The sequence below is a fragment of the Comamonas testosteroni genome (assembly GCF_014076415.1).
Classification (GTDB): domain Bacteria; phylum Pseudomonadota; class Gammaproteobacteria; order Burkholderiales; family Burkholderiaceae_C; genus Comamonas; species Comamonas testosteroni_F.
The window spans coordinates 2,845,929-2,863,641 of the sequence record NZ_CP043568.1 but is presented as its reverse complement, the minus strand read 5'-3'; the positions used below and the strand labels follow the sequence as shown (position 1 = coordinate 2,863,641).

Annotated in this window: 16 protein-coding genes; 2 read left to right on the top strand and 14 right to left on the bottom strand. The window is 58.7% G+C overall.

Going from position 1 to position 17,713, the window contains the following annotated elements; all coding sequences use genetic code 11:
- Positions 1 to 6 precede the first annotated feature (6 nt).
- The 14 genes from F0P97_RS12980 to F0P97_RS27560 form a co-directional block, all read right to left on the bottom strand.
- Positions 7 to 1,095: a TIGR03749 family integrating conjugative element protein gene (locus tag F0P97_RS12980; protein ID WP_003062523.1), complete on the bottom strand. Its 1,089-nt coding sequence runs from the start codon at positions 1,093 to 1,095 to the stop codon at positions 7 to 9.
- 5 nt (positions 1,096 to 1,100) lie between these two features.
- Positions 1,101 to 1,841 (bottom strand): PFL_4703 family integrating conjugative element protein, encoded by a 741-nt coding sequence (locus tag F0P97_RS12975; protein WP_087865117.1) that lies wholly within the window; start codon positions 1,839 to 1,841, stop codon positions 1,101 to 1,103.
- Positions 1,841 to 2,269: a TIGR03750 family conjugal transfer protein gene (locus F0P97_RS12970; RefSeq protein ID WP_003055197.1), complete on the bottom strand. Its 429-nt coding sequence runs from the start codon at positions 2,267 to 2,269 to the stop codon at positions 1,841 to 1,843. The genes F0P97_RS12975 and F0P97_RS12970 overlap by 1 nt, the downstream gene beginning before the upstream one ends.
- Position 2,270: 1 nt before the next feature.
- Positions 2,271 to 2,654 (bottom strand): DUF2976 domain-containing protein, encoded by a 384-nt coding sequence (locus F0P97_RS12965; RefSeq protein WP_003055198.1) that lies wholly within the window; start codon positions 2,652 to 2,654, stop codon positions 2,271 to 2,273.
- A gap of 26 nt (positions 2,655 to 2,680) precedes the next feature.
- Positions 2,681 to 2,923: a DUF3262 family protein gene (locus F0P97_RS12960; protein ID WP_003062529.1), complete on the bottom strand. Its 243-nt coding sequence runs from the start codon at positions 2,921 to 2,923 to the stop codon at positions 2,681 to 2,683.
- Positions 2,924 to 2,941: 18 nt separating this feature from the next.
- On the bottom strand, positions 2,942 to 3,256 hold the full coding sequence (locus F0P97_RS12955) for an RAQPRD family integrative conjugative element protein (RefSeq protein WP_003055199.1): 315 nt from the start codon (positions 3,254 to 3,256) through the stop codon (positions 2,942 to 2,944).
- Positions 3,257 to 3,279: 23 nt separating this feature from the next.
- Positions 3,280 to 4,056, bottom strand: a complete 777-nt coding sequence (locus F0P97_RS12950) for a TIGR03747 family integrating conjugative element membrane protein (RefSeq protein ID WP_003055200.1) — start codon at positions 4,054 to 4,056, stop codon at positions 3,280 to 3,282.
- Positions 4,053 to 6,284 carry a type IV conjugative transfer system coupling protein TraD gene (gene traD / locus F0P97_RS12945; RefSeq protein ID WP_003062535.1) on the bottom strand — a complete coding sequence of 744 codons (2,232 nt, stop codon included), beginning with the start codon at positions 6,282 to 6,284 and terminating at the stop codon, positions 4,053 to 4,055. Before traD ends, F0P97_RS12950 begins: the two co-directional genes overlap by 4 nt.
- 178 nt (positions 6,285 to 6,462) lie before the next feature.
- The gene (locus F0P97_RS12940) at positions 6,463 to 7,002 is read right to left on the bottom strand and encodes a PFL_4695 family integrating conjugative element protein (RefSeq protein WP_003062537.1); all 540 of its coding nucleotides are present in this window, start codon (positions 7,000 to 7,002) and stop codon (positions 6,463 to 6,465) included.
- Position 7,003: 1 nt separating this feature from the next.
- Positions 7,004 to 7,534, bottom strand: coding sequence for a hypothetical protein (locus F0P97_RS12935; protein WP_003062539.1), 531 nt, complete (start codon positions 7,532 to 7,534; stop codon positions 7,004 to 7,006).
- 3 nt (positions 7,535 to 7,537) lie between these two features.
- A complete protein-coding gene (locus F0P97_RS12930) occupies positions 7,538 to 8,902 on the bottom strand; it encodes a hypothetical protein (protein WP_224651044.1) in 1,365 nt (454 codons plus the stop codon).
- 2 nt (positions 8,903 to 8,904) lie between these two features.
- Positions 8,905 to 9,408: a hypothetical protein gene (locus F0P97_RS12925; RefSeq protein WP_003062543.1), complete on the bottom strand. Its 504-nt coding sequence runs from the start codon at positions 9,406 to 9,408 to the stop codon at positions 8,905 to 8,907.
- Between the two features lie 556 nt (positions 9,409 to 9,964).
- On the bottom strand, positions 9,965 to 12,961 hold the full coding sequence (locus F0P97_RS12920) for a TrlF family AAA-like ATPase (protein WP_003062544.1): 2,997 nt from the start codon (positions 12,959 to 12,961) through the stop codon (positions 9,965 to 9,967).
- A gap of 209 nt (positions 12,962 to 13,170) precedes the next feature.
- Positions 13,171 to 13,782, bottom strand: a complete 612-nt coding sequence (locus F0P97_RS27560) for an HNH endonuclease (RefSeq protein ID WP_224651141.1) — start codon at positions 13,780 to 13,782, stop codon at positions 13,171 to 13,173.
- A gap of 689 nt (positions 13,783 to 14,471) precedes the next feature.
- Here F0P97_RS27560 and F0P97_RS12910 point away from each other — a divergent pair.
- Positions 14,472 to 15,020 (top strand): hypothetical protein, encoded by a 549-nt coding sequence (locus tag F0P97_RS12910; RefSeq protein WP_003062548.1) that lies wholly within the window; start codon positions 14,472 to 14,474, stop codon positions 15,018 to 15,020.
- Positions 15,017 to 17,713, top strand: a complete 2,697-nt coding sequence (gene mobH / locus F0P97_RS12905; protein WP_003062550.1) for a MobH family relaxase — start codon at positions 15,017 to 15,019, stop codon at positions 17,711 to 17,713. The genes F0P97_RS12910 and mobH overlap by 4 nt, the downstream gene beginning before the upstream one ends.

Here is a 17,713-nt window from a genome sequence, read left to right as displayed (position 1 = left end):
GGGGCCTCACAGACAGGACTCGAAAGTGCGATCGCACACCAGGTAGACCGCCGTGGTGTCGGTGTCAGTGCCAGCAGCACCGATCCGGCCATGTTGGGCCGTGGCCGAGAGCCAGCGCCCGCGCAAGCTCTCCAAGGGCAGCTCCAGGGCAAAGCTCGAGCGGTTGGTGACGCGCACCGCAGTCACATACAGGTTTCCCGACTTCCACTGGCCTACGGGCGCAGCGTCCACGGCAGAGCCACGGAACAGTGTCGGCACGGGCTCGGTTCCTACGCCAACCTGGCTCACACCTGGCATGCCACCAGCCAAGCGTCGAGGTGCGTAGAGCTGGCGGGCAGCATGTCGAGTGAGCTGCACCATGTCCGCAGCAACACTCTCTTGCTGTTGAGACTGGCCGCCAGACAATGCAGCTCCACCAATGGGGTTCGGCACGGTCGTGGGCTCGATCACAGAAACCTGCAGCTCGCCTTTAGCGGACTGCGTGGACACGACCTTGCCCTTGGAGTCTTTAGCGTCTGGAGCGGCTACCGCAATCAGATCCATCGGAATCTGCTGGCCGCTATCCACCAGCTCGGCAATGATTCGGATCGCCGTGAATGGCACGAGCGCAGTCACATAGATCGTGCCGGCGATCGACTCGATACGCGCCACGCTATCCATGTCACTGGGCATGCGCAGCAACGCATCGGCTGGCAGGGTCACAAGGCGCTCCTGGCCGACCGTCAGATTCACCCGGACTGGCTCACGCGCAAACACAGCACGCTCGGCAGGGCCAGAAGTCAAAGGAGCTGGGCCAACGCGGCGTAGAGACGCTTCGGCAGCTGCGCGCCTGGCGGAGCCCACGGCTGTATTCGCCAGCGGTGCGGGCACGCTCACGCCTGCCACCATGCGCCCGCCAGCTGGGGCGCGTCCTGCATTGGCTCCTGCAGCTGGTGTTGTAGCTGCTGCACCCGTTTGGCCCAGGTCAATAGGCTCATTGAACTCGGGCGTCTCGGTACTGCCCGCCAGCGATTCGACCTGCTGAGCAGCGACGCTGCCATGCAGAAGCTGCAGGGCGACCAGGAGGCAGATCGAAAGAGAACGACGTTGGATCATGTGGATCAATCGACAGAGGTGTCACGAGGCAGGCTCGAAGGGGCAATAGTTCCGGGCAGACGCGGTGCTTTCAGGTCCGCTTGAACCGGCGCGCCAGGCTTGAGCCCCGCAGGATTGAGGCGCGCGGGCTGGCTACTGCCGAAGCAATCCAAGCCCAGACGCCATGGGTTGCGCTCACGGTCCACATCGAAGCGCACCACGCGCAGCGGGTACCGAATGAATACGTCCTTGACCGGCTGCCCTGCGAAGGTCTCCTGAACCTGCATGTCCAGCAGCACCGTCCAGGCATCCGAGCCTTCACGGATCACGCGGTTTTCGCTGTACGGGAATCCGGGGATCTCGCTGATCTGGCGAGTACGGCGGCGCAACTCGCCTTTGGCATGACGCTGCTGCATATCGGTTTGCAGTTGCGCCTGGCAACGAGGCGTCAGATAGAACTGCATCGCATAAATCTGCTTGCCATAGTCTTGAGAGCCATCGCTTTGCCAGCGATTAATCTGCTGCCAGATGTAGTACGCAAAACCGTAGGCATTTGTAGACGGCACTGGAGACTGCCCATCAATAACCCGTATCGTGTCACCCGCCTTAATATCTGGCGCAACGTGCAAGTCGATATTCTTTGGAACGCGCGAAGCGAACCACATGCCAGCCACTGCCAGCCCTACTATGCCAAATATGATTTTGGTAAGCTTTGCGCTATGGCTGCGCTCGGACGCAAGTGCGTCCAGATAATCACCACTGCTCATTATTTGGTTTCCGATGATTTGGCTTCAGCCCTGATCGAATTCAAGCGATAGCTGCAACCCAATTGCATCCGGCCGTCATGAACCAGAAATTTTGGCTTGGCCAAGTTGTGCGACACGAGAAAAAAATGCATCCAATGAAGGTAGTAGCCTTCAGGGCGGTTTCTCTTTACTTCTTGCAGGTACAGTGATGAATACCACAGCACTGTGAAAGGCACGATAATGCATATAACTGGAACAGTGATCCAAAGTCCCGAGATATATGCAACCACGCCTCCGACAAACAGGCTGGCGGCGAAAGACACGGCCCCAATGTACCCGGCTTCGCTTGCTGCCATGCCATTGATAATAGGTGGCTCAGAGTTCACGCGATCGGTCAGCGGAGCCGAAGCAATGGACATGCCTTGAGGACGGGTGTCTTTCGCTGTCATGTCAGGCCAGGGTCTGAGTAGCGTAATTGACCATCAACACCACGAGGCTGAGAATAATGACGCTAACAATTACGTGCTCTTTTAGATCGCCAAGCTGAATAGTGCCTTTGGTGTAGTCGCGATAGCGTTGCAGCGAAGCAATTACCACATATAAAAATGCGGCAACCGCAAGGACCAAACCCAGGATGGTAAATCCGAGTTTCAGATAAGCGCCTATGATCCCAAGAATATCGCCTTCTTGTGTGGTGCCGCCGCCGATACTTCCACCTGCTGGAGGTTGAATTGTTGGCAGAGCGCTAAAAGCAGGGCAGGTTGCAAGCAGCACAACCGGAGCCAATGCGATAGATGCGATGCCAGAGTTAATTTTTTTCAAGTGTTTCTTCATGATTTCTCCTGTCGATTAATTGATTTCTATAGGATGATTGATCCAAGCACTCCGGTCACTAATAAAACGGTAATAGCGACACCAATACATGCCCTCATGGCCTCCGATGTATCTAGCTCTCCATCCCCAAAGGCCTTCAATATCAGTGTCCCGAGCCATGCACCGACAGAAAACACTATCGCAAACACCAAGACAAAAATCAGGTACTTCAAGTTTTGAGGATTGAAGCCGGCGCCTTGTACGAATGCCGTCGCCATTTCTGAACGCATGGTTTGTTTTTCTTTTGGTTATTGCCGATAGTCACCACGCAATGGGGCGACTGGGCGAGGCTGGCGAGGTGCATCCACGTGGTTTGTTACGCCGAGGCGCAGCAGCTCCAGGTCGCGCTGCAGCCAGTCGTAGCGGAACTTCACGCGCTGGCCGGTCGGCGCGGCTTTCTCCGCGTCAGCAACCATCAATTGCACCTGCTCGATCTCGCCAGCGATGCGCGCCAAGCGCTCGCGCTCCAGCTCGTCGTCGGTAACATCTGCCCAGGCCATCGCAGTGGTGGAGAGCACTCCAATCACCAAGAGGGCAAAGAACGAATGTCGTGAGCGTTTCATCAATATCTCCTTCAAAATCAATGTCATGCGTATTTCTTGAACGCGCCTACCGTTGTCGATAGGGTGAATGCCACAAGCACGGTGAACACCAGAACCATGTAGGCCGGGTTGAAGCCGCCGAATGGCCAGGACAGGTACAAGCCAAAGCCACCTGTAAGCGCCCAGCCCACATAGCGCTTGGCGTGGTGGTAGACGAACGAGGATTCGCGGCCGCCTTGCCAACGGCGCCGATCCCTGCGCACCAGGCCGTCGATCACCCCCATCAGGCAAGCGAGCGCAAATGCGGGGAGCGCGAAAACAGCAGTGCAGAGGCGCAGCAGAACGTCCTGCAGGACAAACATGCTGATGACCACCCATTCACTGAGCATGTGGATGAACGACGAACCGGCCTTGGCCAGCCCTTTGAGTTGGGGCTGCACGCTTTGACCCAGAAAGCTAGGCAGAGCCGCATCTGTACCAGCCTGCTGGGCGGCCAAGTTGCGCTGATACCAGCGCAGCGCGCCAAGACGCTCGTAGGGCATACGCACCCACTTCACGATGCGCAGCGAAAAGTCCACGGTGTCTGGCACTAGCAGACTGCGTGGAGCGGCTGCGATATAGCGCAGATCCTGCTGCACCATCTCCTGTGCATGGCGGATGCCCTGGCCATGCCAGAAGAAATAGCCACCGCCGACTTCAATCACCAGACCAATGAGCCACGAGGACACTGTCACGCTGAATAGTCCAAAGCCAACCAACACGGCCACCCCCACAGGGCCGTGTGTGCTTGGCTTTCTGGCGGACGAGTTCGGAGCCGTCATAAGTGGGGCCCCATCACGTTGCCGGCCACGGCGGACGAAGTTGCACCTGCCATGGCGTAGCCAGGCATATCGTCATCAAAGGCAGAGGCGAGATCCGTGTCGATCAGCCCACCTGCACCAGCGCCCAAGGGCTGTGTACTGAGCCAATCGGTTTCTGCGGCCCACGTCTCACTCGTGCGATAGCGGCGCTTCATGTCCTCAGCAACCGCCTTGAGCGAAGCTGGTATGAACGGGTCGTCCTTGCTATCAGCCAGAGGAATACGAATCTTGTGGCAGCGATTGCCTTCCAGCAGCGCAAACGCTTGACCCTGTGGCAATGAAAGAACGTCCGAAGGCTCGATCAGCGGCGCCTTCGACTTGTTCGCTATGTCGTTGTTCTGGCTGGTGAAATCGACGCCATTGCCCTGAGCAGCCGTGTCCGACACGCCCGATACTGGCGTGAGCACCGTTACATTGACCTGTGGCACCTGGTCCGTCAGCAGGCTCGCGGTCGCCTTGCTGCGCACCCGCAGCATGCAAAGGTGGTTGAAGTTGTCGAGGATCTGGCCAGCCTTGGCCTTGTCACCAACCTTCGCCTCGATGTCGAACATCGACTGGGTGTATGCAGTGATGCGAAAGCCCGATCCGCCCAACTTGTTGACCATCGGAACGAACTCGGGGCCTGCAATCTCGTTGACCTCATCGAAATGGCAACACACAGTCGGCAGCTGCAGCTTCCCGTCGCCGTGTGGGTCGAGGCCTGTCTTGTAGAGCTTGCCGCCGGTCGAAACGAGATCGGACAGCATGGAATTACCCACGGCAGACGAAACCACGGAGTCAGACAAGGCATCCAGGCCGGCATACACGATGCCGCCCTGGCGGAACACCGTCATCCAGTCGAAGATCGGCCGCTTGTCGTTCGGGTCGAAGTAGTCCGGGCTGATGAGCTTGCCAACTGCGCCAGAGGTGAGCTTTTCGAGGAATGGCCCCAGGCTGGCAATGATCTTTTCGTAGAACGAACGCTCGTAGCTGAATGCGGCCGCCAGGCCGACCAGTACCTTGTCGTCCAGTCGTGCTTCCTTGATGAGCAGATACATCGCCACCTGATCGGGCGAACGATCCTGCAGGCTTCTAGGAACCGGGGCCTTCTTTGCCACGATAGCGCGCTCCAGCTCCACCAGGCGGTCCTGATAGCTGCCGAAGCGCTGGGGATGGTCAATCGCGAGCTTACGAAACGTCATGCCCGCGTAGTCCATGAACAGCGGGTCAATGCCAGTCACGTCCTTGAGCAGCGTCTCGTAGGTCGGAATGCGGCCGAGTGCCACCTGGGCCTGAGCCACGATGTTGGTGAACCGCCAGCTGAACTCCTTGAATGCAGCCGAGTTGCCCGAGGAGGGCAGGGCATTCGTCGCACGACCAGCGACTTCGGTGATACGCGCGAAATTGCCAATGCCGTTGTAGCGTGCAGAAATCTCCGGGTAGCCCAGATGGAACATATAGAACTGATCCAGGCGGCCAGCGCGTCGTGCCTCAGCGTGCATGCGTAGCATCAGCTCCGCGTCGCCCTTGGGGTCGATGACGATCACCACATGGCCGGCATGAATGTCCTGAGAGCACAGAAGCTCCAAGAGGCGCGTCTTGCCCACGCGAGTCGTGCCCATCACCAGCAAGTGGCCAGAGCGCGAGCCTTGGCGCAACACCACCGGCTTTTCGTTCTGCACTCCCACGCCATGAAGCACAGGGTTGCCGCCCAGGTCCACGCCCGTGGCGAAGGGGTTGGCGGTACCGCCGACATCAAGCGCACGCTCCAGTACCCTGGCCAGCAGGCTGTCGGTCTTGGCCTGCGCCCACTTGCGCATCTTTTCGCCGGTCGCTGCGAGCTTGAGCTCGGTTGGCGAGGCCTTCACGAAGCGCTGAACATCTGTCTCACGCGCGTCCAGCAAGCGCTGGGTGTGCAACTGCGTCCACTCAAAGCCTTCGCCCAGGTAGAGATGCTCCTTGAGATTGACAGGAAGCTTGTGAGGGGCCAAGCGCGTCATCTTGGTGAACTTCAGCCCGCGTTGATAGCTATAGACCTGGAAGGCCTGGCGCGCACGCACGCAACCGAAGCCGGCAGCGATTGCACCCGAGACTGCGCCCAGCGAGTGGGGCATCATCAGCGCCCATGGTGCGGCTGCTGCCACGCCAGCAATCCCAAAAGCTGTGGCAGCGCTCAATGCTTCGACTGGCGGCCTCAGCACGCCTTCCATGGTCCCGTCAGTCACTGCATGCCCTCCAGTTGGAACATGCCGTGAAGGCTTGGAACATTTTGGGACTGCGCAGCCACAAAAGGCGTTCCAAGCTGGCTCAGCCCAGCACGCAACAGTCGAGCATTGGCGCATGCTTTCACAGCGCCTTCCGATCCGAAATGCACCAGGCCAAGTCCGATCATGGAGCCTCCGCAAACGTGCGCTGAGGCAGGATCTGGTAGGCGCGGCCATTGCTGTGCACCAGCACGGGAAAAACTGGCGCACCCTTGGCGATCAATGTGTCTGCAAGGAATGCCCCTGTATCAGGAGCCAATTGCAAGGGGCTGGCCACTTGCTGCAGCAGCTTGAATGCGGCTGGCGTTGCTGCCTGCACCACAATGCCGACTGCATTGAGCTGTATCAGCTTCTTGTGATTGAAGGCTACCCAGCGCAAAGACGCGTCGTCCGCGCCGATCACGAACATGGGCTGAGTCAGCCATTGGCCATTGAAGACCTGCACGCCGTCTTGCTTGAGCACACCGCCGCGCAATTGGCTGCGAAACGGGAAACGCAGCCCGTCGAGCACATTCGCCTCATCTGTGCCGCCCACGATCTGGGCCACATAGGGCGCCAACGGCACAGACTTACCGCTGTCGTGGATCATCTCCAGCTCCACGCCGGCCAGGGCCGGCACGCTGCAAGCGAATCCAAGGGCGAGGATGGCGAACCGGCAGCGCATATCAGCGTTTTCCGCGGTTGGCAGGAGCTGGCGATGCACGCTCGATGATCTGCGTGCGCGGCACGTTCAGCATGTCGGCTGCACCTACAGACGACTGCACGCGCGGCAGGCCGTCATAGTTCACCATCGGCTCGTTGGGATACAGGCGGGCCATAGCCGCCTGCATTTCACGGTCCCACAAGATGCTTCGCTCCACATCTTGGTGGAAGATCCGCGCCATGCGCTCGGCATACTGACGGCGCTCTGCATCGTTGCGAGCATGAATGCCCAGCACCTCAAGGGGCGAGAGCTCCTTGACCGAGAAATTAGCACGAGGTCCCAGCGACAGCACCTTGGCGCGCTGCATCTCATCGGCAGTCAGACCCCACATCTGTTGCACTGCACGCGCTGTCTCGTCCAGTTGCGAGCGGCCCTGTTGAGTCGTGCTGGGCAGCGAGCCCGCTTCTGCAGTGCGGCCAGTGCGCAGCTGCGCAAGGGCGCCCGTGCTCAGCTGCAATGCGACCACGGTGGCAATAAAGGCAGTTTTTTTCATGAATCAGCCTCCATTGCTCACTGAAAGGGTCAGGCCTTGGCTGCCTGGAGCCACGAATGTGGCTGTGCGAGACACAGGATCTGCCGACTTGAGCGACAGACCATTGACCACATCACCTGGGCGCAAGACACGCACGCGGCGATCACCGGGCACGCCCGACGCGACCACGACCGACGGCTCGCCGTTCCACATATCGACGGACACAAGCTGGGCACCTGCAGGAGCTGCAGCTGGCTTCGCGGCAACGACCTTTGCTGCTTGGCGGGGAGTCGCGGGCTTCGCCTTCACCATTACGCGCTTGGGCGCTGGGCGCGGCGACGGCTGCTCGACGGGGGCGGCCTGTGCGGCTGCTGGAGCCACTGCAGGCGCTACCGCAGGAGCGGGAGCCGGTGCCGCAGAGGTCTTGCCAGCAAGCGCGTTGGCCTGCTGCATCGCGGCCAGCTGCTGGGACATCAGCAACATCATGTCTTCCATGCGCTTCATGCGATCAAGCACCTGGGGGTCGACGCCGACTGGTGTTGCAGTCGCTACTGCCGTGGGGGCCACCGCCATAGTCGGCGCTGGTGCGGCAGTAATAGGGGCACTACCAGCCGGTGCTGCTGCAGCGGCCTCATTTCGCTGGAGGGCCACGTTGGCCACGGCTTGCGGCACAGCGCCCGCGTCCCCCAGGCTGGCAACGCCTGCATCAGCTGCAGACTGACGCATAACCGCCTCTGGATCGAATTCTGGCTGCATGCCCACGGGGATTGGGTCCGCATCGCCAGCTGGTGCTCCGCCGATAGGTGCCGCAGCCGCATCAGCCAAGGGCGCAAGGGGCAGCGGGGAGGTGTCAGCCAGGCGCGGATCAAACTCGGAAGCATCGAAAGCAGGCTGCGGCGTCACCAGGCCGGCCTCGGGAAGCGATGAGCCAAGCAGATCCAGTGCTGGTAGACGTTTCGGCCCGTACTGAAGGTACACCACTGCCAATATTCCCACGACACCCGCAATGCCGACTGTGCGCAGCACCCATGGGTTCGTCGGCTTGCGTCGAGAGGGGATATCGCTGGACTCAACACTCACAGGCACCTCGGCCTTGCGTGGCCTTGCTGCAGCCGGTGCGCGACCAAACGCGCGGGCGAGGAATCCTGGCCGTTTTTGAGCCTCTACAGGCGCAGCAGCTGCCGCCGCAGTTGCAGTGGCAGCACTGAGAGGAGCGGCAGTCTCAAGCTCGCTCAACCAAGAATGATCGACAGCCGAATCATCGACACCAGTGACCTCGGGTGCCACTGAAACCGCGCGCGGCAAATCTGCCGCATCGGGAGGCGGCGGCGGTGGCACGCTTGGCTCAGTCACTTGTACGTCTGCATCGACAGTGCTTTGTTCCGACATGCTCACTCCTTGGCGGATGCCTTCGGCTGAGGCGTAGTGCTAGGGCTGACGATGGGCTCCAGGCGGCGAGGCTTGGGTGCGTTGGCCAGGGTGAACCAAACGCGGCGAGTGATGTGATCGGTGTGCCAGCGCCATGCCGTACCCACGAGCACGTTCAGAACGTCTTGAACAGAAAACGGGCCCAGCGTGCGCTGAGCCTCGGGCAGCGGCAGACCGAGAAAGCGCCGCGCATCGGAAGTCAGTGATTGAGAATCCACCAGGGCATAGCCCGTGCGAAGCAGCGTGTACTCGATGGCTTCGCCAACGGTCGTCACCTGTTCGCGCGGGAATGTGAGCTGGGCCACCAGGGCCAGCGGCTCATTCAGATGCGGCTGCGGCAGGGCGTCGGCAGTGGTGTAGCGGCCCAACTGCAGGCGTTTGTTGCCATCAACAAGCTGAGGGGTGGCCTGGGCTGAGGCCATGGCCAGCAAAGCCATGCTGGCAAAGAATCTGGGCATGCGGGTCATGGACCGTAGGAACTCCGTAAAAAGAACCCGGACCACAACCAAGAGGAGGTGTGCGAAGAAGATCAGTGGCCCGGGGGTGTCGACGCAATGCGTCAGTCGCCGGGCCGAATGTTCTTAGAGCTGCCGCTTTGTCACCAGCGGAAACCGTGCGTTACATACCTAACGGTTTACGCTTGACACACAAGAGAATAAATGATTGGTAACTTAAGGACGCAAAGGAAGGCGAGCGTCAGGGTCCGCTCGCATACTGGGCAAACGGCTCTACTGGGTACAGGACCTACCCAAAGGGCGCGCATGCTCCTCAAAATCGGAGCATGCGCAAAGGATTTACGGGTAATGGGAAGACAAAAGGCTGTACAGGAACGGGGAAGGCCCCAGCTCTCCGGAAGAGCTAGGGCCTTCAAATAAATGCATACAGCGTTTATGGTTGGCTGTGTTTCCTAGGCCAGATACCTAGAGTGCTTGTGCAGACCATTCAAGGCAATCGCCCCATCTCTGAGCAAAGCAGCGCAGCGAAAGCTAAGACGCCGGGATAGAGCGCCGATAAATCCCTCGCTTAGCGATCCAGCCGAACCCTCAACCGGCGTGCTCGTTCGCGAAAGGCCTCTTCACCACCTTCCAAAATGTCGCAAACGGCCTTACGAATTACCGCGTTCTCGAGACCGCCAGACGTATATTGGAGTGGGGGCAGGCCACCGGTAGGATGAGGGCCAGCGTCGGCGACGATGATCTGATCAGCGTCGGTGTTGATGACGAGGTTAGCATTGTGCGTGACCATGATTACCTGGCGTTTGGCCTTGGCTGCGATAAACAAAGCTACCAACTCTTCGAACACAGACTTTGGATCTAAGTTCTCCTCTGGTTGATCGATGATGAGCGGCCGATCGTCTGCGTCGTCAAGTGCCAAGTAAAGAAGAAGAAGTACGATTCCTCGTGTTCCAGGCGATAGCTTGCGGATATCGATCCCGTCATAGACTATTTCGTACCGCACAGAAATGTGATCGGTGGCGAAAAGCCAGTGCGCGAACTGCTTCAACCAACCACGAAACTCCACATGTTGGTTTTGGCCAAAGGGAGCCTGGCTCATAAGATCCCGCATGTATACCGAGATGAAATTCGCCATCGCTGCCTCCACGTCAGCGGCTGACCCTGTTTCCCAGGCTGGACGCAGGGTTGCATCCACTAAAGCGATTAGCGCCCCGCGGCCTTGAAATGGTCCAGACTTTCGCCTGTCGAGAAGCTTTTCTTCGGCAATAGCTCCCCAGGCGGTGACGTCAACGACTCGACGAACAGAGAACCCGAGCTTGCGAAGTGTGCCAGTCGATGCGGTCAGGCGCGTCATCAGCGGCGCGTAAAGATCAGCAAGGGAAGTCTGTTCATTGACGATTGCTTGAAACACTCGACCATAGGCTGCATCGCGCTCGTTCTGAAGCTCCTTACGACGCGCGGCCGCTCCTTGGGCGTCTGCTAAGCGTGATTGCAGACTAAGGAGAGCGGCATTCTCTTGCGCGATGCGTTTCGACAGGGTGGAGTATTGACCACGAATTACATTATCTGCGTTTAATAGGGCCTCCAGCCGATTCATTTCAGCGAGCAGCGTATTGAGCGTTAACTTCGAAATGTCTGCGGTGTCTGGAAAGAGTGGTGTGTTAGGGTCGCCGGCCGGAATGCCCGGGCCGGTGAGTAACGCTATTTGCTGATCGGACCATTCGACGTAGCTCGCCAAACTCTTGTCAACGTCGCCTTTATAGATCAACAGGAATTCATCCCATTGCTGCTGGCTGAGCCGGCTGTGACTGTGTCGCTCCTTAGCTTGACGCAGAAGCTCGGGTGCCTTCGTGGTACGAGTGCTAACAACCTCATCTTGCAGAGCAATGAATGTCCGGCGCTGATTACTGTACGCCTGGATCGTGCCGCGTAATGTCTGCACGACTTGTCCAAGCTGGGTGTGTCTGATAGCCTGCGCCTCCGTACCCTTAACGATAAGTTTGGCAAGATCTTCGTTGTAACTCTTGATCTGGCCGGTCTTTTGCGTCACCTGGACCACGAGGCTTGCGGTAGAGGCTTCTTTCTCGATCTCAGTGGCAATGCGCTCGGATAAGTCGGCGATTGCCTCAGACTCCCGTTCTCGGGCCTGCTGGAAGCGCGCGGTACGGAAATCTCTTAATTCAGCAAAGTCAATTGCGCCGTCCAGATCGTCATGCGGATGCGCATCGAAGATCACGCGTTCGATCTCCGCGATTAGTCCATCCGAGACTCCGGCAGAGGAACACAACTCCTCTACAAATTGCTGCGATAAGTACCGAGCGCGTGGAAAGGCAAGGTGGCCATTTGCATCACGACCGTCCAGGAAGCGCGTGACTGAAGCGCCTCCACCCCATGTCAGTGTTGTGGTCGCACTGCCTAGCAACTGCCGGGCACGAACGAGAAATGAAGGGCTTATGCTTGCACTCGCGCTCCAAGCATCAGGGGTGATTGCGTCGCAGCCGGCGGCGATCATGTCCGCAAGTGCGGTCTTGCCCGAGCCTCGCGCGCCGATGATTGCGACGAGTCCAGGATTAAGTGGGATTTCCGAGGTTGCAGCCCAACTGGCGTCTGCGACAGATAGGCTCGAGATTACTTGGGAAGGCATGGCCGTGGACGGCGATTCATTGCCGACATACGCTCGCCCCTCAGGGTCGATGCACGCCTGACGCAGGGCGTCGAACTCTAGACCACCCTTGATCCAAGAATAACGCTCTTCAACCGGTTGACCGACGGTTTTGTGGTCGTGGGCATCGCTTCCGTGCAGGCAGGGCTTACAGCCGCCATAACGTTCCTTAAGCTGCTCGAAAGTCACGCCCTTGCGACCAGACCAGAAGTCGCGCTGTGCTGAACTGCTCGAGAAGATGATGTGGGCGAACTTCTCAATCTCTTGTCGCATGGTTGCGTCCGCGGCTTGGCGCAAACCCGAAGTTCCATCACCTGTCGCACCTGCAACCGCGATGAGAATGTTGGCCTTAGCCCAATCGCTCTCGCGCATAACGCGGCGAAGCTGGTCGAAATTTACCTTGAACTGCGTGGCACCGTGAGAAAGCGCAGCGCGATCATCGACGATGCTGGAGTCGGCTTTCTTCCCAAGTGACATCAGATCGTGCCGGGTGCAATTGAACGTGTCACCATGCGCATGGAACTGAAGTCGCTGAAGAACGCGGTGCAGTTCTGCAATATGGTTTGGGTCCTCGGGGCTAACTAGGAGGTGCACGTTGACAAAGCCAGACTTTGCAGCGACATCTAGGCGCAATTCGACATTAGGAAAAATTAGCTGTACATCTGGCAAACGGCCTGCCATCTTTTGTCTTACCACCTCTTCGTAGGTGTCAGTAAGGTAGTAATCAGTCACCGCTAACGCCTCAATCTTTGGGGTCACAGTCTCAAGATTTGTGAGATAGGTTTCCCAAGGAGAGTCGCCGCCAAACTGATTATTCAGGACGGTTCCCGGCGCATGTATATGCGGTTCCCAGCGGCGCCATTCAGATCCCCGACTTATCACTTGCTCATTCTTCGTGACCATTTACCGTCCTTGTAACCATACTTAAATACGTTGTTCGCAGTGAGCAGTGCAGAAAAACCTGTAACACCTTATATGAATTCTGCGCGATAACCACTTTTTGCCAGTCGCAATCGAGCACACGACAATAGCCGCAAACTCGCCTACGAGCAGCAGAGAATTTTTTCGACCGACACCGACATCAGGTGAGCTTTTAGACCAGCTAGTTCTATCTATTGCTGGCCGTACTCTAGGTCTATGGTACGTACCTGTTGTTCAGCGATTGCTGCGCGAATCTCTGCCACGCTGTATGGGTCATCACGGCTATGCGCCACGTGATGACAAGTCGCACACAATGGCACCAGATCATGTATGGGATCGACCTGATATAAGTGACCAATACTCGATAGAGGTTTGAGGTGGTGCACGTGAATTAGGTTTGCTCCGATGATGCCGTACTTCTTTTCATAGCTCAGGCCACATGCCTGACAGGTAGCCCCGTAGTGAGCGATACATTGTTTGCGCGCAGATGCATTGCGCTCGTAGGCCGTCAATTCCAGCGTTTTAGGGGTTCCCTCTGTAAGCACCAGTGGAGATAACCGACAGGTAGGCTTGTCATCCCTTTTTACTGGTGATTGCGGAGGCAGTGGCCAAGTTGGGGGTAGTAGCGGTGCAACTAGTGCGCTTGATGGAGGTAGATGACCTATCGCGAAGACTCCATCTTCCCCTGTGACCACGCATTCCCAAACTCCCGCTTGGCCAATGAACAGATTCGATATGGGCTTGTGCTTGAGAACCTCTATCTTTCGCTGCCCAGTGGTCGGATCCTGAGACCAAAGTTGCATATCAGTATTTCTTTCATGCATATACGACGCGGGCCACTCACCCAACTGGTAATCCCAGCTTTCGCCACGTAAATAGCACCTTGATGCAAGGGCTAGACATTCTTCAGAAGAAGGGACAGCGATAGAGATGTGAAATGGTGGGAGGAGTTGCTCTGGGGGCGGAATGAGGTAAACGTATTTGGTAGTCTTTTTCACCAAGGTCCAGCCTCTTCTAGGCAGGATGACGCTTAAGGTCTCAGCGGCACCGAAGCGGTAAGTGTGTAGGCCGTGGTGGGCTGGCGCTTTGCCTCGCGGTTTGATTTCAATCGTCTGGATTGACCAACCAATAGGTGTATGGCTAGAGGCCGCTGCCTCGTCAAGTACCCATGATGTACCGGCCTGCGACTTAGACTTTCTACTCATTCTTTACGTGGCCTGGAGTCGTGGTTGTTTTATGAATGTCCATTCCTGCAGTGAACCGGCGCGGATGCTATTACACGACTCAATAATTCATTAGCCATTTAAGGTACTCCGCCGCAACTTTCCGTGGTCTGCTCAAGTGTAACGCGGTGATCAATCAAGCACAAAACATGTAGCTATTTGTAATTTCACTAACATGTTTCACGGTAAGTTTCAAGCGAAAAGCCTCTGGTCATCACCGCAGGGTTTCGCGCTGACAGGTGAGGGCGCACTAGGTACGGTTGCGCCCCATGGACGACCTCGCCCGCGCACCGCACCTACATAGTCAGCACATCCAGCAGAGAGCCAACAGTGATCCACCATTTCTAGGCAGAGATCCGCTCGATCGTGGCTGCTCGATATTCGCTATCGCAGACAGCTTGCAACTGCTGGGCCTTGCCAGCAAAACCAATCCGCTCATGCGCTGGTTGGGAAGATTCGAGGGGCTGGAGCAGCATCTGGAAGAGGAGCTTGATCCAATCTTGAGCGTGCGCTCAATCCTGCTGCAGCAGGTTGCTGACCATCCCAAAATGCCGCATGTGCCCAAACCTCAGCAAGAGAAGAATTGGCACAGCTTCGTCATGCGAGTCGTGGCTCAACCGTTCGTGCAAACATGCGGTGACTGGGGCCGCGACGGCATCGCCTCACGCATCAAATGGGACCCGCTGCAGCAGAGATTCATGGACTTCCTCGCACTGGGCCAGCCGGGGGAGGTGCTGTCTATCTGGACGCCCACCGATGGCAAGTCAGCGCGTGCCCAGCACTTCGCTCGAATCCTGCTCCAAGAGGAGTGCGCGTGAAGAGTATTGCTTCAAAGTTGCTTGCCATGGTGCCCTGGAGCAAGGCCAAGCCCGTGCTGCCTGCGCCTGCAGATCCGCTACCGTTGCCTGATGCGCCAGTAGGGAGGGGGGCTCAAGACCAGCCACTCAAGCCAGACGAGATCCACATCGCGGGCAGTGAGCCCGGATGGTTGCGCGTGCTCAATGCCCAGCAGCTGCTGGCCACGGTCCGCGCAGAACGGGCTATCACCCAGATTTGGAGCCAGTCGCATCAGTCGCAGGCCATTTGGGAGAGGGACCTGCTACCGGCGATTCGGCGATACGCCGAGTTCGTGCAGCTAATGCCGGCCTCCGAAGCGCACCACCACGCCCACGCGGGCGGCCTGCTGTCGCACACCATTGAAATGCTGCTCGCGGCCATGACCTGGCGCAATGCTCATCTGCTGCCAGGCGGAAGCCAGATCGAGATCGTTGACGCCCAGCGCGATCAATGGACCTATGTGGTGTTCTTCTGCGCTTTGCTGCATGACATCGCCAAGCCCATGACTGACCTACGCATCGCGTGGCGTCCTGTGGGCGAGAACGATCCAATCCGTTGGGCACCTGCAGGCGGAAGTCTGTCGCAGATCGCTGGCCAACGCACTGCCGAGTACCTAGTGGACTTTGCGCCCAAGGGGCAGCGCGATTACAGCGCCCATGCCAAGCTGGCCCAGCTGCTGCTACCCCGCATTGCGCCAGAAAGTGCGCTGCGATTCCTGGCGCACACGCCCACCGCCTTGGATGCCCTGGAGCAATACCTCACCGGCCAGGACACGGACAGTCTCGTCGCCAAGATCGTCAAGCGGGCCGACCAGCTTTCAACGCAACGCGCCTTGCAAAAAGGCTCCAAGGCCCGCTTCGCCACGGCCAAGGCCGTGCCTCTCATCGAGCTGCTGATGCAATCCATGAGGACCATGCTCCAAGCTGGCACACAACTCCCGCTGAACCGCAACGGTGCGGCAGGGTGGGTGTTCGAGGGGGCGATCTGGTTCGTGGCCAAGCGCCTCGCTGATACCGTGCGAGAGCACATCCAAGCAAACGAGCCCGATGAAAGCGTGCCTGGCAACGCAAAGAACGACCGGCTGTTCGACACCTGGCAGGACTACGGCGCGATCGAGCTCAACCCTGCCAGCGGCCAGGCCGTCTGGCATGTCACAGTGCACGGTTACGCCGAAGATGGGTCAGAGCAGGGGGCCTACATGCATGACTTTGCCATGCTCAAGTTTCCTCTGGCCAAGCTGTTCAACCACGAGAGCAAGTACCCGGCCGCCATGCGCGGGCGGCTGGAGATCCGCGACCGTCGCAAGGATGGAGCAGGGCAAGACGAACAACAAGCTGCTGCAACTCTCAGTGCATCGGAATCTGCGGCAGCAATCGATGCCAATGCACCAGCAGCTGCGGCATCCTCAGCCCAACCATCCCAGGTTGCGGCAAAGCCTGCGAAGCAACGGCCCCAGGATGCGGCAGAAGCAAAAAAGCATGCCGCCATCATGCGGGAGCCTACTTTCACCAAGCCGCCGAATGCTGCGGCAAAGCCCAGGCCTGCGGCAACCACTGCGGCAGTAGCCAAGACACCTGCACCAGAAACTCCATCCCAAACTGCGGCAGTCATGGCAGTTAGGGCGCCTACGGCGCCAGTGCAGCAGACCCAAGCTGATACAGCCTACGACGAGTTTGAAGCTGGGGCAGCATCGAGATCCGGCGTGCCCACCCCATTGAAGCTGGACTACGACAGCCTCGACAACGGCGAAGCCGCGTATTTGCTGGGCGACAGCGAGGGCAGCTACTTCCTCGATCCATCCGAATCTGCAACAGCATCGGACAAGCCTGGCAAAAAGAACAAGCCGGCCAAGAACCCACAGCCGGCAGAGAAGGGCGCAGCGCCCTTGGAGCAACCATTCCAGGATGCCGCAGCGGTGCCGCCACCACCACCAGCTGCGCCTCCTCAGCCCGCCACCTTGCACCAGCCGCCCCAAGCTGCCGCAACTACGGCCGCAAGGCCGCCTTCTGTCAAACCTGCAGCAGCTGCGCCGCCGCCAGCGCCAAGCGCACCTAAGAATCCCGCCCAAGAGCTACGTCATGACCAAGTGCCGCGCTCTCAAAGCGTGAGTGCCGAGTTCAAGCGCATGGCCGCTGAGCTGGACGAGCTCGACGACCTGCCCGTGCTCAAGGGGCGCACCGCCACTGCAAGTGCGCCGCCGGCGGCCGCAGCGACACCAGGGCCGGTTCTTCTGCTTCAGCCGCTGCCCGACATCGACGCAAACCCCGACAAGCCGCCACCCGAGCCAAGCCCCTTGGCATTGGCTTTCATGCAGTGGGTGCAAATGGGGCTGGTCAATCGCGAGCTCAAGTTCAACGAGACCGGCGCGGCGATTCACTTCGTGGAGGAGGGCATGGCCCTGGTATCGCCCAAGATCTTCAAGGAGTACGCACGCCATGGCGACCGTGAGGACGGCCACGAGGATCTCACCGTCGACGAGCTCAGCACCAAGACCCAGAGGGAGGTCATCAAGTGTGGCTGGCACCTGCCAGCCGCGAATCGCACAAACATCGTCCGCTATGAGATCCACAGCCGCGGCACCGTAGTGGCCCATCTGTCCTGTGTTGTCCTCACCAGCCCAGGCCGGTGGGTCCAGCCCATCCCCCCCAGCAATCCCGCATTGAAGATGGTTTGA

What these genes read in the sequence shown, in the direction of transcription:
- F0P97_RS12980 (WP_003062523.1), bottom strand. Translation starts at nt 1,095, where the DNA reads ATGATCCAACGTCGTTCTCTTTCGATCTGCCTCCTGGTCGCCCTGCAG.
- F0P97_RS12975 (WP_087865117.1), bottom strand. Translation starts at nt 1,841, where the DNA reads ATGAGCAGTGGTGATTATCTGGACGCACTTGCGTCCGAGCGCAGCCAT.
- F0P97_RS12970 (WP_003055197.1), bottom strand. Translation starts at nt 2,269, where the DNA reads ATGACAGCGAAAGACACCCGTCCTCAAGGCATGTCCATTGCTTCGGCT.
- F0P97_RS12965 (WP_003055198.1), bottom strand. Translation starts at nt 2,654, where the DNA reads ATGAAGAAACACTTGAAAAAAATTAACTCTGGCATCGCATCTATCGCA.
- F0P97_RS12960 (WP_003062529.1), bottom strand. Translation starts at nt 2,923, where the DNA reads ATGCGTTCAGAAATGGCGACGGCATTCGTACAAGGCGCCGGCTTCAAT.
- F0P97_RS12955 (WP_003055199.1), bottom strand. Translation starts at nt 3,256, where the DNA reads ATGAAACGCTCACGACATTCGTTCTTTGCCCTCTTGGTGATTGGAGTG.
- F0P97_RS12950 (WP_003055200.1), bottom strand. Translation starts at nt 4,056, where the DNA reads ATGACGGCTCCGAACTCGTCCGCCAGAAAGCCAAGCACACACGGCCCT.
- traD (WP_003062535.1), bottom strand. Translation starts at nt 6,284, where the DNA reads ATGGAAGGCGTGCTGAGGCCGCCAGTCGAAGCATTGAGCGCTGCCACA.
- F0P97_RS12940 (WP_003062537.1), bottom strand. Translation starts at nt 7,002, where the DNA reads ATGCGCTGCCGGTTCGCCATCCTCGCCCTTGGATTCGCTTGCAGCGTG.
- F0P97_RS12935 (WP_003062539.1), bottom strand. Translation starts at nt 7,534, where the DNA reads ATGAAAAAAACTGCCTTTATTGCCACCGTGGTCGCATTGCAGCTGAGC.
- F0P97_RS12930 (WP_224651044.1), bottom strand. Translation starts at nt 8,902, where the DNA reads ATGTCGGAACAAAGCACTGTCGATGCAGACGTACAAGTGACTGAGCCA.
- F0P97_RS12925 (WP_003062543.1), bottom strand. Translation starts at nt 9,408, where the DNA reads ATGACCCGCATGCCCAGATTCTTTGCCAGCATGGCTTTGCTGGCCATG.
- F0P97_RS12920 (WP_003062544.1), bottom strand. Translation starts at nt 12,961, where the DNA reads ATGGTCACGAAGAATGAGCAAGTGATAAGTCGGGGATCTGAATGGCGC.
- F0P97_RS27560 (WP_224651141.1), bottom strand. Translation starts at nt 13,782, where the DNA reads ATGCAACTTTGGTCTCAGGATCCGACCACTGGGCAGCGAAAGATAGAG.
- F0P97_RS12910 (WP_003062548.1), top strand. Translation starts at nt 14,472, where the DNA reads ATGGACGACCTCGCCCGCGCACCGCACCTACATAGTCAGCACATCCAG.